The sequence below is a fragment of the Pseudodesulfovibrio sediminis genome (genome assembly GCF_020886695.1).
Classification (GTDB): domain Bacteria; phylum Desulfobacterota; class Desulfovibrionia; order Desulfovibrionales; family Desulfovibrionaceae; genus Pseudodesulfovibrio; species Pseudodesulfovibrio sediminis.
Window position 1 is genome coordinate 1,004,594 of sequence record NZ_AP024485.1, and the last position, 14,474, is coordinate 1,019,067.

The 14,474-nt window shown below is 55.1% G+C and carries 11 protein-coding genes and 1 tRNA gene; 3 read left to right on the top strand and 9 right to left on the bottom strand.

Annotated features, from left to right (window positions below):
- Window positions 1-59: 59 nt before the first annotated feature.
- The 4 genes from SRBAKS_RS05015 to murA form a co-directional block, all read right to left on the bottom strand.
- A complete protein-coding gene (locus tag SRBAKS_RS05015; RefSeq protein ID WP_229594284.1) occupies window positions 60-944 on the bottom strand; it encodes an MBL fold metallo-hydrolase in 885 nt (294 codons plus the stop codon).
- Window positions 944-1,804, bottom strand: a complete 861-nt coding sequence (locus SRBAKS_RS05020; RefSeq protein ID WP_229594286.1) for an HDOD domain-containing protein — start codon at window positions 1,802-1,804, stop codon at window positions 944-946. The genes SRBAKS_RS05015 and SRBAKS_RS05020 overlap by 1 nt, the downstream gene beginning before the upstream one ends.
- A 95-nt stretch (window positions 1,805-1,899) precedes the next feature.
- Window positions 1,900-4,341 carry a DNA internalization-related competence protein ComEC/Rec2 gene (locus tag SRBAKS_RS05025; protein WP_229594288.1) on the bottom strand — a complete coding sequence of 814 codons (2,442 nt, stop codon included), beginning with the start codon at window positions 4,339-4,341 and terminating at the stop codon, window positions 1,900-1,902.
- A gap of 102 nt (window positions 4,342-4,443) precedes the next feature.
- Window positions 4,444-5,700: a UDP-N-acetylglucosamine 1-carboxyvinyltransferase gene (gene murA, locus SRBAKS_RS05030; protein WP_229594290.1), complete on the bottom strand. Its 1,257-nt coding sequence runs from the start codon at window positions 5,698-5,700 to the stop codon at window positions 4,444-4,446.
- A 70-nt stretch (window positions 5,701-5,770) separates the two neighbouring features.
- Here murA and SRBAKS_RS05035 point away from each other — a divergent pair.
- Window positions 5,771-5,846 (top strand) — tRNA-His (locus SRBAKS_RS05035).
- Between the two features lie 63 nt (window positions 5,847-5,909).
- On the opposite strand, the gene SRBAKS_RS05040 is transcribed toward SRBAKS_RS05035, so the two are convergent.
- Both SRBAKS_RS05040 and selB read right to left on the bottom strand, forming a co-directional pair.
- Window positions 5,910-6,614, bottom strand: coding sequence for a lipid-binding SYLF domain-containing protein (locus tag SRBAKS_RS05040; RefSeq protein ID WP_229594292.1), 705 nt, complete (start codon window positions 6,612-6,614; stop codon window positions 5,910-5,912).
- A gap of 31 nt (window positions 6,615-6,645) precedes the next feature.
- Complete coding sequence (selB, locus tag SRBAKS_RS05045) at window positions 6,646-8,553, bottom strand: selenocysteine-specific translation elongation factor (RefSeq protein WP_229594294.1); 1,908 nt, start codon at window positions 8,551-8,553, stop codon at window positions 6,646-6,648.
- A gap of 253 nt (window positions 8,554-8,806) precedes the next feature.
- Between selB and SRBAKS_RS05050 the strand changes: the two genes are divergently transcribed.
- Together SRBAKS_RS05050 and SRBAKS_RS05055 are read left to right on the top strand one after the other, a co-directional pair.
- Window positions 8,807-9,721 (top strand): FecR family protein, encoded by a 915-nt coding sequence (locus SRBAKS_RS05050; protein WP_229594296.1) that lies wholly within the window; start codon window positions 8,807-8,809, stop codon window positions 9,719-9,721.
- A gap of 52 nt (window positions 9,722-9,773) precedes the next feature.
- Entirely contained in the window at window positions 9,774-10,322 is a 549-nt protein-coding gene (locus tag SRBAKS_RS05055) for a tetratricopeptide repeat protein (protein WP_229594298.1), read from the top strand.
- A 72-nt stretch (window positions 10,323-10,394) separates the two neighbouring features.
- Here SRBAKS_RS05055 and SRBAKS_RS05060 read toward each other — a convergent pair whose 3' ends face one another.
- Genes SRBAKS_RS05060 through SRBAKS_RS05070 form a run of 3 tightly spaced genes read right to left on the bottom strand, consistent with a single transcriptional unit; the run spans window position 10,395 to window position 14,429 of the window.
- Window positions 10,395-11,780, bottom strand: a complete 1,386-nt coding sequence (locus SRBAKS_RS05060) for an aminopeptidase (protein WP_229594300.1) — start codon at window positions 11,778-11,780, stop codon at window positions 10,395-10,397.
- 11 nt (window positions 11,781-11,791) lie between these two features.
- Window positions 11,792-13,198: an L-seryl-tRNA(Sec) selenium transferase gene (gene selA / locus SRBAKS_RS05065; RefSeq protein WP_229594302.1), complete on the bottom strand. Its 1,407-nt coding sequence runs from the start codon at window positions 13,196-13,198 to the stop codon at window positions 11,792-11,794.
- A gap of 13 nt (window positions 13,199-13,211) precedes the next feature.
- Window positions 13,212-14,429 (bottom strand): bifunctional folylpolyglutamate synthase/dihydrofolate synthase, encoded by a 1,218-nt coding sequence (locus SRBAKS_RS05070; RefSeq protein ID WP_229594304.1) that lies wholly within the window; start codon window positions 14,427-14,429, stop codon window positions 13,212-13,214.
- Window positions 14,430-14,474: the final 45 nt, after the last annotated feature.

Here is a 14,474-nt window from a genome sequence, read left to right on the forward strand (position 1 = left end):
CTCATTTAACAAAACAAATTGCAACTCTTTCAGATCATATTCACTTCAAGCACATCACCTCAGCCAACTAAAATCATCACTCCCTCACGAGCCATTTCAAAGTCTGGACCAGCATCCTGCCACTCCTGCTGCAATCGCGCATAAATTGCATCAACCTCATCATCGGTCCGGCTGATGTCGTGATGCGTCAGGTACGTCATGCCCACCTCGGCCTCTCTGGCCAACTGCAACGTCTGACTGAATGTGGAGTGCCCCCACCCCTTCTTCTGCACATACTCTTCATCGGTATACTGCGCGTCCGCTATCAACACATCCGCGCCCCGGATGAAATCGACAATCTCCTTGCTGCGATCCCGAACAACGGTCTCGTAATCTGCGTAGCTCTCCTCACCAGGTGAATAGATGTTGGAGAACGGTTCGTGATCTCCGGTATAAAAAAGCGTCTTCCCGTCACACTCCACCCTGAACCCGAAATTCATGGCCGGATGGTTCATGAGCAGCGTCGAGACCCTGGCAAACCCCAGATCCACGGTCTGGCCAACCGACAGCGTCTCATAGGATATCTCTGCCTGCAGTTCGGCAACACCCACGGGAAAATGAGGATATTCCATCTGTTTGGCGAGCACGGTTTCTATGCCGTTCAAGGTCAGCGGATCTGGTGGACCGTAAATGATCAGCTCATTGCCGGAGACAAACATGGGGACAAAAAATGGGACTCCCTGTATGTGATCCCAATGGGTATGGGAGACGAAAAGATGGCATTTGACCGACATTTGTTGCGCCAGCTCCACGCCCAGTGAACGGATGCCGGTTCCGGCATCGAGAATAATGATGTCACCGTTATCTGACCGGATTTCGATACAGGTGGTATTACCGCCATATTTGACAGTATCAGGACCAGGCGCGGCAAGAGACCCTCGGGTGCCACGAAATTGAAACCGCATTACTCGGCCTCTCCGAGCTTGATGAAAACCCGAGCACGATCCACCTCCTCATCCAGTGAGGAAAGGCTGGCGATCATACCATCAATGTCCATGGAAAAACGGTCCTGCACCGACTGCGGCAAGGGAGCTATCTCAAAGTCTCCGGCCACACCGAAGGACAGTTTTTTTACAATCTGATTGGCGGAAAACAGACAGTCCAGCAGCTGCGAAGAATGACCGACTCCCACCGAATGATGGTAGGCGATGGCGTCATGCAGATTGATCGGGAGATTCCATTTCTCGGCCAGTAGCGCTCCGATGTCCGCATGGGTGGCTCCGAGCACTTCCAACTCGCATTCATGCAGGGCCACGCCGGGTTTTGACGCCATGGCCGAAGCGGCCTCATATTCATCCGGCATATACAGGGCAAACACGATCTTGCCGATATCATGCAGCAGTCCGGCCGCAAAATAATCCGTTGAATCATCACGGGACACACCGAGCTTGAGACCAAGCATTTGAGTGGTCGTGGCCGTGGCCAGAGAATGGAGCCAGAACCCGCCCATATCCATACGATCCGCGGTCGATTTGGGAATAGCGCCGACAGCGGCCAACCCCAGGGCCACGTTTTTGAGCGTGTTCAAACCAAGATAGACCGAGGCGTGATTGATGGAGGTTATGTCACGCGACAAACCGAAATAGGCGGAGTTCACCAGTCGCAGAATCTTCAAAGTAAACACCGGATCTTTCTTGATAACCTCAACAAGATCCTTTTGCGAACAACTTATATCACCTGCGAGTTTCAAAACCTGATGCACGCTCTTTGGAAAAGCGGGCATTTGCTCAACTGCCTTCATGAGCTTTGTATTGATATCTTTCATTGGTCTCACATTCTGATTACGCATCATGGTTCGGCTCACGCCGCCAACACGCGAGACTTTTTATGGAAAAATCCAATCGCAAATTACGTGTAAACCTATCTCAGGAAAAAGGATGTGGCAAGCTGCAACTCGGAAAAAGCGGTTCGTACACGGACCGCCTCTCCCCTCCTCCACACACAGACAATCTGACCGGACGTTGACGTGATAAACAGTGGAGAGCCGACTCCGTCCACGACCTGTTGATGCGGGAATCCGTAGCGATTGAGATACCCGTTGGAGGCCAACGCGACCCGTGGCGAAACCGCGTCATACAAGCGTGGATCAAAACTGGATTTGCTGCCGTGATGAGGCAAAATCAACACCTCGGAACGCAAATTTCCCTGGTACGCGCGCATCGCCTTCAGCCCTTCCTTTTCCACATCTCCCGGCAAGAGCGCCAACCCTCGACCGTCCCGAACAAGCCGCATGACCAGTGAACGTTCATTGGCATGCCTGCTGCTGAAATTCGAGTGAGGATGAACCACTGAGAAGACCGTACTCTCATCCAGCCGCACACGCTCTCCGGCCACCAGCGATTCCGGCACAATCCCCTTTGAATCCAAGGCTATACGCATACGCTTGCCTGTTCGACCGCGCGGAAGCATTCCGTTGGTATACAGAGCACCGACATCAAACCGCGCAAGGATGAACGGCAACCCATGGCTATGGTCCACATCCGGATGCGTCATGAACACGCCTTCCAGCCGAGGAGCACGCCCCTGTGTCAAACTCGGGGCGACAACGGCCTCGCCTAGATCAAATGTCTTTGACCCGCCTCCGCCATCCACCAGCCACCGCCGCCCACCCGGAGTGGAAACCACCAGAGATTGCCCAAGGCCGACATCCAGCATGGTCAGACGGACTTCATCCCGGCTATCATCGACCATGACAAATAGATGTGGTCCGACCAATAGAACAAACCCCAACGCGGCCACGCCCATGGACGCGGTGCGCTTTCTGCCCAACGCCACAAGCAATGCGACCAGCAACAAACCAAAGCCGAGCATTTCCGGCCACAGGGGCCTGAGCACAGCAAAAACAGGGGTCATGCCGGTTGCGGCAAAGCCATGCAACAGGGACAGCAACCAGTCCATGACCGTACTGGCCCACTTGAACAGTACCGACGCAAGGGGGAGCGTCCACGCAAAGGAAGACAACAGCATCCCGGCCAGACCAAGAGGCATGACAACAAACCCCAATACCGGCAACCACAACAGATTGAGTACGATATTGGGACTCAGTGTCCCGAAATACCAGGAAATCAATGGCAGGAGGGCGATATTGGCGCACACACTGACAGAGAGCAGTCCACCGGCCCACCAAAGAAAACGACGCAGAGCTGAACCACTTGGAGTAAACAGGAAGCGAACATATGGGAAAAGCACGCCAATACCCGCCACAGCCACCGCCGACATCTGCAAACTGAGATCAAATACGGACAGTGGAGACACGAAAAGAATGACAAGAAGCGCAAAGAACAGCCCGTCCATCAACACTCTTCCACGCCCGTTCAAGACCAGATATCCCCAAAAGCAATACATGGTGGCCGCGCGTATGAGCGAGGCGGACGGCTGCCCCAGCCACGTATACCCAAGCACAAGCGGTGCGGCCAGCAGTACCGCCAGCTTGGGCCTCGGCACGCGCAACAGCAAAGGGGGATACAACCAGCCCAGCACAAAGGCAAAAGCAACGCCCATGGCCGCCACAAACCCCACATGCAAACCGGACAAGGCCAGGGTATGCGCCAATCCGGCATGCCTGGTAGCGTCCATGGTTTCCGATGTCAGCCGGGACCGGTCTCCTGTGACCAACGCCAGGACCATGGCCCCACCCTGCGTATCAGAGACCATTGCAGCCACCTTCTGTCGCAGGCCGGACTTCAACTCCCACAACGCCTTTTCAGGGCGCGTCCCCCATTGCGGTTGCGCCTTGCCGACCGGCCACGCCCTCCAAAAAACACCCTGCCGCTGCCAATACCAGCCATAATCCCAGCTCCCGGGGTTACCGAAACCGTGTACTGGCACAACGCGAAGTCTGGCCGTGATAGTCTGACCGGGAGCAGGTCTGTACTTCGGAAATCGTTGGGACCACATCATCTTGCCGGGCAACACGGTTTTTACACCGTCGACCTCACACCGGACATCGCTAAGCACCAGCCGCAGCCGGTTGTCGGGGAGGGGCTCGACACGATCGACCACGCCATGCGCCACAGCGGGAGTGCGCTGTGCAACCCATGACGGAGCATCCGCAGACAGTTCCGGTGTCCGTTGAGACGCATACCCAAAACCAAATGCCACACAACAAATGAGCGCGAGCACGGGCAATCGGCACGCACGCTCACGCAACGTCCTCTCCGCCAGACACAGGCCAACCAGACCGACCAGAGCCGGAATGGCAAAACGGACACCCAACAGACCGATGACAAAGGCTAAAGTATAGCTCTGCCAGGGCAGGAGTCCGGGAGTACTCGGGGAGTGGGTCCAACAGGTATCTTTCACGTCTGTCCAATTAGCAGGAACCGCAGGAGTAATCCAGAGGTCAACAAAAAACGGCCGATATCACGAAGATACCGACCGCTGAACAGACATGATTGTCAGAGATTAGACACTGACCCGTTTTATACGCGCTCCCACACCGGAAAGCTTGGCCTCGATATTATCGTAGCCACGATCCAGATGATAGATGCGTTCGATGGTGGTGGTTCCGGACGCGGCCAGACCGGCCAGAACCAGTGAAGCACTGGCGCGCAGGTCCGACGCCATGACCGGCGCTCCCCTGAATTGATCCACGCCGTGAACCATTGCCGTACGGCCTTTCAAACGGATATCCGCGCCAAGCCGTACCAATTCCAACACATGCATGAACCGGTTTTCAAAGATCTTTTCCTCGATAATGCCTGTCCCCTGTCCAAGGCACATCAACGCCATGAGCTGAGCCTGCATGTCCGTAGGGAAACCGGGGTGGGGCAATGTGGTCACATCCACATTCTTAAGCAGCCCGTTGGCCCGGCGAACCAGGACATACCCGTCTTCCTCCTGCATCCAGACACCCATTTCGCGCAATTTGTAGCTGACCGCATCCAGATCACTGAACGGACAGTCGAGCACTTCCAGTTCGCCGCCGGTGATGGCCGCTGCCACCATGTATGTCCCGGCTTCGATGCGGTCTGGCATGACACGGTACTCCCCCCCGGACAGGGAAGAAACGCCCTGCACCGTAATAATGCTGGTGCCTTGACCTGTGATCTTGGCGCCGCAGGCATTGAGGAAATTGGCCAGATCAACCACTTCAGGTTCACGGGCCGCATTCTCGATGGTCGATTGGCCCTCGGCCAGACAGGCGGCCATGAGGATGTTCTCGGTACCGCCCACCGTGGGGAAATCCAAAGAAATATGCGCACCTTTGAGGCCGCCCTTGCACGATCCTTCAATATACCCTTCGGTTATCTCGAACGTGGCCCCCATACGCTCGAATCCGCGCAGATGAAGATCAACAGGACGAGCGCCGATGGCGCATCCACCGGGCAAGGCAACCTTGGCCTCACCGAGACGGGCCAGAAGCGGCCCAAGACAGAGCACGGACGCGCGCATGGTCTTGACCAGATCATAGGGAGCCTCGGGCTTGAGGCCTGTGCACAGGCTGGTTACCTCGTTTCCTTCAAAAGACGTTTCACAACCCAGTATATTCAGAAGTTTCAGAGAAGTGCGAATATCCGCCAAACGAGGAACATTACTCAAATTCACCTGCCCCTCGGCCAGCAAACAGGCCATGAGGATAGGCAGAGCCGCGTTTTTGGCTCCTGAAACCTGAATACTTCCCTGCAGCGGAACGCCACCTTCAATGATAAGTTTATCCATGTGTTACCTTTTTTTTGATTCTTTTGCTTGACCGGACGAGAAAGCTTAGCTAAACAATGCCCCTCACGCGGTGGGTGTAGCTCAGTTGGTAGAGCACTTGGTTGTGGCCCAAGTGGCCGTGGGTTCAAATCCCATCACTCACCCCAAGTGAACGTAACAGGACGGAATTTCGATTCCGTCCTTTTCTTTTGCCTAAGTGAAAAATCATCCTACTCAGCCTGCCCGTTTAACAACGCGCGCAGCTTCGCCGCACCTTCGGGTTGGACGTGGTCATCATAGAGAATGGCTCGCGGTCCACCTCCGACCACTCCGGTGAAGGCTTCATTGAGGCCGGTTCTGTTGGAATATCCGCCGCTGTCGACAGCCATCCCCGCATACAGCCCGGAGCGTTCGCCCACAAAGTAGACTTCGCCGGCTTCGTAAAATTCGGGACTCTGGTTCCCCTCGTAATCGGTGGAAAGAAAAACCACTCGTGCCTGTCCCTGAAGGGTAGCCCCCGTGCGCATGAGGTAGCGGACATCCGCTTCGTGCATATACAGCAGGATGCCGGTGGTTTTTGTCGCGCCAGCCTGCACACCGAGACCGACAGTACTTTTGACCATGAAAGCCGGACCGTTCCACCCCTCCGCAGTCTTGGACAGGAGAAGCGCGTTGCCTCCGCCAATGGAAAGGATCAGGCTCACGTCCCCCACGTCCGGGAGGATCAAGACACCTTGAGCGCGATCAAGCAGGTCCCGCAGAACACCATCAGGATCATTCTCCAGGGATTTTTCAACGAGCCGGGTAGCCTGATCTACAATTGCCTGTGCGGACGCATTGTCCTGACTCGCACCCGACGAGGTCTTCCCGGCACAACCGGCAAGCATGCACAGGGCCACCACAACCACCAGTAAAGTATGCAGACGTGTATCCATATGTTTGGCCTAAAGGGAGTGTGAACCTGTGTCAAGACCGTTTGCGCAGGTGACGGACGTCTCCCACCCGGACCGTGAGTTTCTCCTTGTCGAAGTACTCCAGTATGGGAATGAGATATTTGCGTGAAAGTCCGGTCAATTCCTTGAAATTCGGAGCCGACATTTCCTGATTGTCGGCAAAGAACGCAACAACTTTTGCCTGAAGCTCGGCCAGGACTGTGGTGTGATAATAGAGATCGTCCTTGATCCGTTTGATTTCGCCCTGATCCTGCAGCAGCTTGAGCACCCCGGACGCCTGTTTGAAATCCATGCCCAGCGGTTCGAGCACATTTTTCAGATTGGGTGGCGTACTGCCGCCCGCGACATATGCCGTGAGGATGGCGTCACGCACCTTGGTCTGATCCGAAGCAAGGGACACCTTGTGTCCTTTGAGTTTGACCATCTCCTGATCAGCCACGATGTCACCCTTCTTGATCAACCGTTCCACAACAAAATGAAACAGTTTGACGGGCAGCTCGCGCCCCCACGAAGACGCCATTTCACCGCGCTGCACTCCCGGCTTCATGGAATCCTTTTTGTGGAACGCAGCCAGGTATTCCAGGAGGTCATCAGACAATCTCTGTACCAGCTCGCCACCCGCATACCGACGTTCTTCCTTGTCAAACAGTACAGCTTTCTGCTGCCCACCGAGCAAACCGAGGGTCTTCTCCAATCCCTTGGACTCCAGATTGGTCATGGTCAGCAACTGGGCAAAGGTCAACCCGTTCTTACCGGCCAACTCCAACTGAGCGGCGGCCACGGCTTCCGGGGTGTCGTCTGCCAGCAGTTTGACCTGCTCCACAGTGTCGGAGAACCGCTTCACTTCATGTCCGATGGGGCAAAGTATCCGTCCACCGGCAAAAGCCCGCAGAGGAGAAAAGGAACGCAGAATAATACGATCTCCATACACTCCGGCCAGAGGCTCGGCAAACCGGGCCTGACATACAGCGGTTTCCCCAGGCTTGAGCTCGTCTCGATCCAAAAGATACATACGCGCCAGAACAACACGCGCACCATGATGAAAATGGATTTCACGCCGATGCTTGAGCGGCAGATGCGATGATTTGAGTACCGTGAGTTCGATATCCCAGACCCTTGAGGGAAAAAGCAAATCAGGTCGGGCCACCACGTCGCCCCGTTTGATGTCGTCCACTTCAAGCCCATGCAGGTTGATAGCGGTCCTCCGCCCTGCCTGCGCAGTCTCAACGGTCTCCCCATGGGACTGCAGTCCGCGCACCTTGGAATTCACCCCGCCCGGATAGAGGACCACATCGTCCCCCACGGAAATGGAACCGGAGATCATTGTCCCGGTCACCACAGTGCCATGCCCTTTCATGGTGAATACGCGGTCAACAGGCAGCCGGAAGAGGTCGGACCGCCGTTTGGGTTTGAACTCGGCCAAAAGGCCGCGGAGCGCATCCTTGAGCGCGTCGAGTCCGTCACCGGTGTGGGCCGAAACAGGGATGATCGGCGCGTCACTCAGGAAGGTCGGTTCAAGGTAGGCGGTCACTTCCTCCTGTACCATCTCCAGCCATTCCTCATCCACCATATCGGTCTTGGTCAACGCCACCACCCCGGTGGTCACGCCGAGCAATTGACAAATCTCCAGATGCTCACGGGTTTGCGGCATGATCCCTTCGTCAGCGGCTATAACCAACGTGACAAAGTCGACACCAGCTGCGCCGGCCACCATGTTCTTGACGAATTTCTCGTGACCGGGAACATCCACGATGCCAAGTCGGTTGCCCTCGCCAAGGTCAAGAAAAGCAAAGCCGAGTTCAATGGTAATACCACGTTTTTTCTCTTCGGAAAGGCGGTCGCAATCAATACCGGTCAGCGCTTTGATGAGTGTGGTTTTTCCGTGATCGATATGTCCGGCTGTTCCCATGATAACGGGCATGATGTATATATCCTCGCAGTATGATTTGCCTATTTATTCTGGTGAGTGAGTCATGGTATGTAAAAACGCGGTTAACCACAACAATACACCACTCCATCCCGGTTTGACCACCTAAAAACCTTTCCGCCAAAGACCGCTTTGAGACACCGCAAAAGCGCTTCATGCCCGATTAAAACCATTGACCTAAAACACTATTATGTTAAGGACTATAAAGTACAATTAAATTCTGGAGGGGGATGTATCTATGAGAGTTTTGAGCAAAATTTCGACGACCATGTTCATGGCTGTATTGCTCGTCTGCCTTATGCAACTCGCAGCATTTGCGGCAGCGGAAAAAACGGAACAGGAATTCGCCAACGCCATTGGTGAAGTCGTCTACATGATGGGGACGGTTATCGCCGAACAGCCGGACGGCACGAAGCGCACACTGGACCTGAACAAACAGGTCATCCCCGGTGATGTCATCGTCACCGGCAAAAAAAGCAACGTGGAAATCGTCCTGAAGGATGACTCTGTCTTTGCCCAGGGACCAAGTTCCCGCACATCCATGGACGAATACGTTTTCAACGATGACCCGAATGCGGGTAAAATGCTTTTCAAAATGGGAGTCGGCACCTTCAGATATGTGACCGGCAAGATTGTCCAGCAGAATCCTGACGGGTTTGCTCTTGATACTCCCACCACCACCATTGGCATACGAGGCACCCAGGTCTTTGCCGTCATCACTCCCGACAAGGAAGAAATCGGCAACACCCAGCTAACCCCCGGACACACAATGAGCGTGGGCAACCAGACGATCACCAATGAAAAACACTCCGTTACGGTTGACCCGAAGACCGGTGAAATATCTGCGCCGACTCCGACCTCGCAGGACACCATCAATACACTCGTCAAGAACACGCCGCTCACCTCCAATGGAGAAACCGGCGCTGTGGGTGAATCACCGGAAGACCTTGACCGTAAGGTTTCCGCTTTCCAGAGTCAGATCGACAGGACAAAGGAAGGCCTTGCAGGCGTTGAAGGAAGACCGGATTACAACTCCCTGCACACACTCACCCTGCAGGAGATAGGAGAAAAGACCGCTGAAAGCGAACGTAACAGCGGCACGACAGACTCTGCCCTTGGCGGTGGTGGAGGCGATGGTGGCGGCGGCGGCGGCGGACACTAATCCGTCACTCGACTGAAATCGCCAATTCAACAAAAACACAAGGACGAGAAACATGAAAATACGTTTCATCAAATACGCTGTACTCCTGTCCATCGTGGCCATTGTTTCCACCGGCTGCGTATTGAGCCAGATGGCTGAACGTCAAGGCAACAAGGCCTATCTGCAAAGCGACTACAAGACCGCTTTGGCAAAATATACAGAAGCGGCCCAGGACGGTAACGCCAACGCCCAATATCATCTGGCCGTCATGTACGCTGAAGGCCAGGGAACGGAAAAAGATCTGTCCAGAGCAGCAGGATTGCTTGAACAGGCCACTGCTCAGGGGCACTCCGATGCACAGCTCATGCTGGGACTTTTCAATATCTACGGTGACGGCGTCCCTGCCAACCCCGCAAAAGGCGCAGAGCTGATCAAAGAGTCTGCCGTCAACGGCAACGATGTTGGCATGTATTACCTCGGCAATCTCTATGCAGCCGGTCTGGGCGTCCAGAAGGACATCCCCACCGCCCTGCACTGGATGCAACAGGCCAAGGAAGCAGGCTTCCCGGTCAAGGAAGAGCTCCTGACTCAGGAAGGCCTCACCGCCCTGTACGCAAACTAGACAAAGACCTGAATAACGAAAAAGGCCGGAAGGGATACTCCTTCCGGCCTTTTTTACATACTGATGTGTTCTCTATCGCTTCAGGAATTCCCTGAACGCCAGGGTGCAGGCATAGATATCGGCCTTGCTCGACAGCTCGAACGGCGAATGCATGGAAAGCACCGGCACACCAACGTCAATGACATCCATGCCATAGACGGCCAGGAATTTGGCCACGGTGCCGCCACCGCCAATATCGACCTTGCCCAGCTCCGACATGTGCCACGGGATACCGGCGTCATCAAGGATACGCCGCAGCCACCCTATGTAATCGGGGTGAGCATCGTTGGCCCCCACCTTGCCGCGATGGCCGGTGAATTTGTTGAAACACGGACCATAGCCCAGCCGTGCGGCGTTGAGCGGTTCGTACACATCCTTGTGATCCGGGTCCATGGCCGCGGACACGTCGGCAGACAGCACCGAACCGTTCATGAAGATGGAAGACAGCCGTGCGCCGGGTTCCCAGGCCTCGGCCATTTCTTCCATGCAATACTCAAAGAAATAGGATTTCGCGCCCGTGGCACCGTCTGAGCCGATTTCTTCCTTGTCCCAGAACAGCACGATCTGCGCATATTCCGGTTCCTTTTCAGCCAAGAATGCTTCCAGCCCGCAAAACACGCTGGAGCGATCGTCCTGCCCATAACCGCCAATGATGGATTCATCAAATCCGACATACCGGGCAGGACCGGCCGGAACAGCCTGCATCTCTGCGCTGAAGAAATCGGATTCATCAATGCCGTACCGCTTATGCAGTATTTCCAAGACCTTGCGCTTGACCGGCTCCTTGAATTTCTCGTCATCTTTCTTGCCCAATGCCACTGGAGACTGGCCGAGGACCAAATTCAATTTCTCTGCCTCAAAGGCATCCTCAACTTTTTTGACCACTTCCTTGTACGCCAGATGCGGCAGCAGATCAGTGATGGTAAAGACAGGGTCCTTGGGATTCTCACCGATGCAGACAGTAATCTCTTCGCCGGATTTCTTGACCACAGTGCCATGCAGGGCCAGCGGAATGGTCAGCCACTGATACTTGCGGATACCACCGTAGTAATGCGTTTTGCCAAGGGCAATATCCGTGTCTTCGTAAAGCGGGCGCTGTTTGAGATCCAAACGAGGACAATCGGCGTGCGCCCCGATGAGTCGAAAGCCTTCACTCAGCGGACGTTTGCCTTTGCGTGCCAGAAAGCAGGTCTTGTTGCGGTTGAAGCGATATGCCAGTGGTGCCTTGAGGTCATCCACAAAGCCGGCCTTCTCGACCTTGTCACGGACATAATCCATGACCAGTCGTTCGGTCTTGCACTGACTCAGGAAAGAGACATATGCGTCTGCCATGGCGTCCATGGCCTTTCTGTCCTTCTTGGAAGCATACACTTCCCATGCGGACTTGGGTTCATATTCGAGCTGCAATTTCTTGCTCATGAAACTCTCCTTTATGAGGTCAATCTGTCTACCGCCTGCCGGAGGGCAGAAGCAGCGAGCTTGAGTTCTGAAGCGGTCAATGTGCGGGGATCAAGAAGAAACAAGTCGTCCTCGATACGAGCCACCAGCGGCGGGTCCGTATCCAGCAGCGCATTCTTCAGATCGCCCACCGAAATATTCTGTACACCCACGGTCACCATGGTCCCAGGCAAATCGTACTCAGGGAACGCGCCACCGCCCACGCGGGACATGCCTTTCTTCATGCTCACCGTAGCCCTATCGCCCAGTTGGTCGCGAATGGCGTCCACCAATCTGCGCGCCTTGCTCTTGAGCGCGTCCTGTGAGGCGGTGATCATCTTCAGTGTCGGGACCGTCCGCCGCGCCTCTTCCATATCGAGATACAGACGCAACGTCGCTTCCAAAGCGGCCAGCGTCATCTTGTCGATACGCATGGCGCGGTTGATCGGATTTTTCTTGATACGGTCGATATATCGTTTACGGCCGACAATGATGCCTGCCTGCGGTCCACCGAGCACCTTGTCACCGGAAAAGGAGACCACGTCCGCTCCCTGGGCAACGGTCTGCTGCACCGTGGGTTCACCCAGCAACCCCGCTCCCTCCAGAGAGTACAGCGTCCCACTGCCCAGATCCTCAATGACCGGTAGATTGTATTTGTCGCCCAGTGCGCGCATTTCAGGCTGGCTCACTTCCTTGGTAAATCCCACCACACGGAAATTCGAGGTATGCACCCGCATGAGCGCACCCGTTTCATCATTGATCGCGTTCTCGTAGTCATGAACATGCGCCCGATTGGTGGCCCCCACTTCATGCAGGACCGCGCCGGACTTGGTCATGACATCGGGTATGCGGAATGATCCGCCGATCTCCACCAGCTGACCGCGAGATACGATCACTTCCCTTCCCTTGGCGAGCGTCTCCAGCATGATGAACACGGCAGCGGCATTGTTGTTGACCACCAACGCAGCTTCGGCACCGGTAATGTCACACAGAATTTTCTCAACATGAGAATACCGGCTCCCACGCTGGCCTGTAGACAGATCAAATTCACAATTGGAATAATGGCCGCACGCCTCGGCCACAGCCTGAATGGCCGGTTTCGCCAGCAGGGAACGCCCGAGATTGGTATGAATGACAACACCTGTGCCGTTGAGGACCCGCCTGAAGTGCGGACGGGCTTTGGCCCGAACATACGCTTTCAATCGCGGCAAAAGCGCATCCAGCGACAACTGTTCGACTGCAGTAAGGACCTCGCCGCGAATCTCCTCGCGACAGACATCAAGGAACTCGTTGACAAGATCCTTGACCAGAGGACGGGGCAGACTCTTGAACTCCGTAACAGCGCACAGTCCGGCCAAAACCTGATCCATGGACGGCAAATGCCTGAATAATTGGCTCATGCTAATTCCAGTGTTAGACTGTAAGAAAGTGTGGATGCAGGGTATAGAACTCCGCCAGCAAATACAAGGACCCACAAACGAGTGTCGTACCGTCACAGTTCGCACACTGGATTAATGCCGACTCCATGTCTTTCGACACCGAAACGCGCCCACCAAGCAGGTCGGCCAATTCAGCCGCATCACGAGCACGCTCGCTTTCCATACCCGGAACGATAATGGGGCCACTGGTCAAATTCCTGACCAAGGGCAGCATGGAGTCAACATCCTTGTCAGCAAGACAGGCAAAAATCACACATCCCGGCTTGAGATCATCGGCATCAAGGGCGGCCTTGAGAGCAATCAGGGCGTGTTTATTATGTGCGCCATCCAAAAGAATGTCCTGACCATTGATGGTCACGGACTGATACCGCCCGGGCACAAAGGCTGTCTCCAGACCGAACCTCTCCTTTGCCGATTCGCTCGGAATTTCCTGATCGGCAGCGAACCAACGCCACCCGGCCAAGGCAAGATGCGCGTTCATACTCTGATGCATGCCCCTGAGACCAAGATTCACTTGTCGCACAGGTTCAGCCACATCCACAGCATAGACCAGTCGGGCACCAGCGCTTTTGGCGCAGTCTTCCAACAGCACCATCACCTCGCCCTCCTGAGGACCGGTCAAGGCAAAGCCGCCAGTATGCATGGCACCGGCCTTGTCGCGAGCGATGTCCATCAATGTCGGACCAAGAATTTTCTCATGGTCCATTCCGATAGGGGTATACAGGGTCAGGCCGGGCTTAAAGACATTGGTGGCGTCATACGCACCGCCAAGCCCCGCTTCCATGATGGCCAAGTCCACATTCTCCTGTTGGAATGCGACCATGGCCAGACATGTTTGAAATTCAAAATAGGTAAGCGCGTCACCGCCTGGCGAGGAGAGAACCTCATTGGCCAGATCGACCCAGGCTTCGCGGGAGAACTGTCTCCGGTTCACCTGAACACGTTCTCGGGACGAAAGAAAATGGGGAGAGGTGAACATGCCCACTTTGAGACCGTGTGCACGCCCGATCGACCCTAAAAAGGCCGAAGTGGAACCTTTACCGTTGGTGCCGACAACATGAATAATCGGAATCTTCACCGGCCCGCGTGCGGCCCAGAACTGCTCCATTCGAGTCAGGCTCAGGTCCATATGAAACAGACCAAGCTCATCCATATACCGTGTCAGCTGAGAGTAATTTTCAATTTTCTTCACAGGAGCATACTAACAGGAAAGCGTTCGGGAAGAAACACCCCTCAA

What these genes read in the sequence shown, in the direction of transcription:
- SRBAKS_RS05015 (WP_229594284.1), bottom strand. Translation starts at nt 944, where the DNA reads ATGCGGTTTCAATTTCGTGGCACCCGAGGGTCTCTTGCCGCGCCTGGT.
- SRBAKS_RS05020 (WP_229594286.1), bottom strand. Translation starts at nt 1,804, where the DNA reads ATGAAAGATATCAATACAAAGCTCATGAAGGCAGTTGAGCAAATGCCC.
- murA (WP_229594290.1), bottom strand. Translation starts at nt 5,700, where the DNA reads ATGGATAAACTTATCATTGAAGGTGGCGTTCCGCTGCAGGGAAGTATT.
- SRBAKS_RS05040 (WP_229594292.1), bottom strand. Translation starts at nt 6,614, where the DNA reads ATGGATACACGTCTGCATACTTTACTGGTGGTTGTGGTGGCCCTGTGC.
- selB (WP_229594294.1), bottom strand. Translation starts at nt 8,553, where the DNA reads ATGCCCGTTATCATGGGAACAGCCGGACATATCGATCACGGAAAAACC.
- SRBAKS_RS05055 (WP_229594298.1), top strand. Translation starts at nt 9,774, where the DNA reads ATGAAAATACGTTTCATCAAATACGCTGTACTCCTGTCCATCGTGGCC.
- SRBAKS_RS05060 (WP_229594300.1), bottom strand. Translation starts at nt 11,780, where the DNA reads ATGAGCAAGAAATTGCAGCTCGAATATGAACCCAAGTCCGCATGGGAA.
- selA (WP_229594302.1), bottom strand. Translation starts at nt 13,198, where the DNA reads ATGAGCCAATTATTCAGGCATTTGCCGTCCATGGATCAGGTTTTGGCC.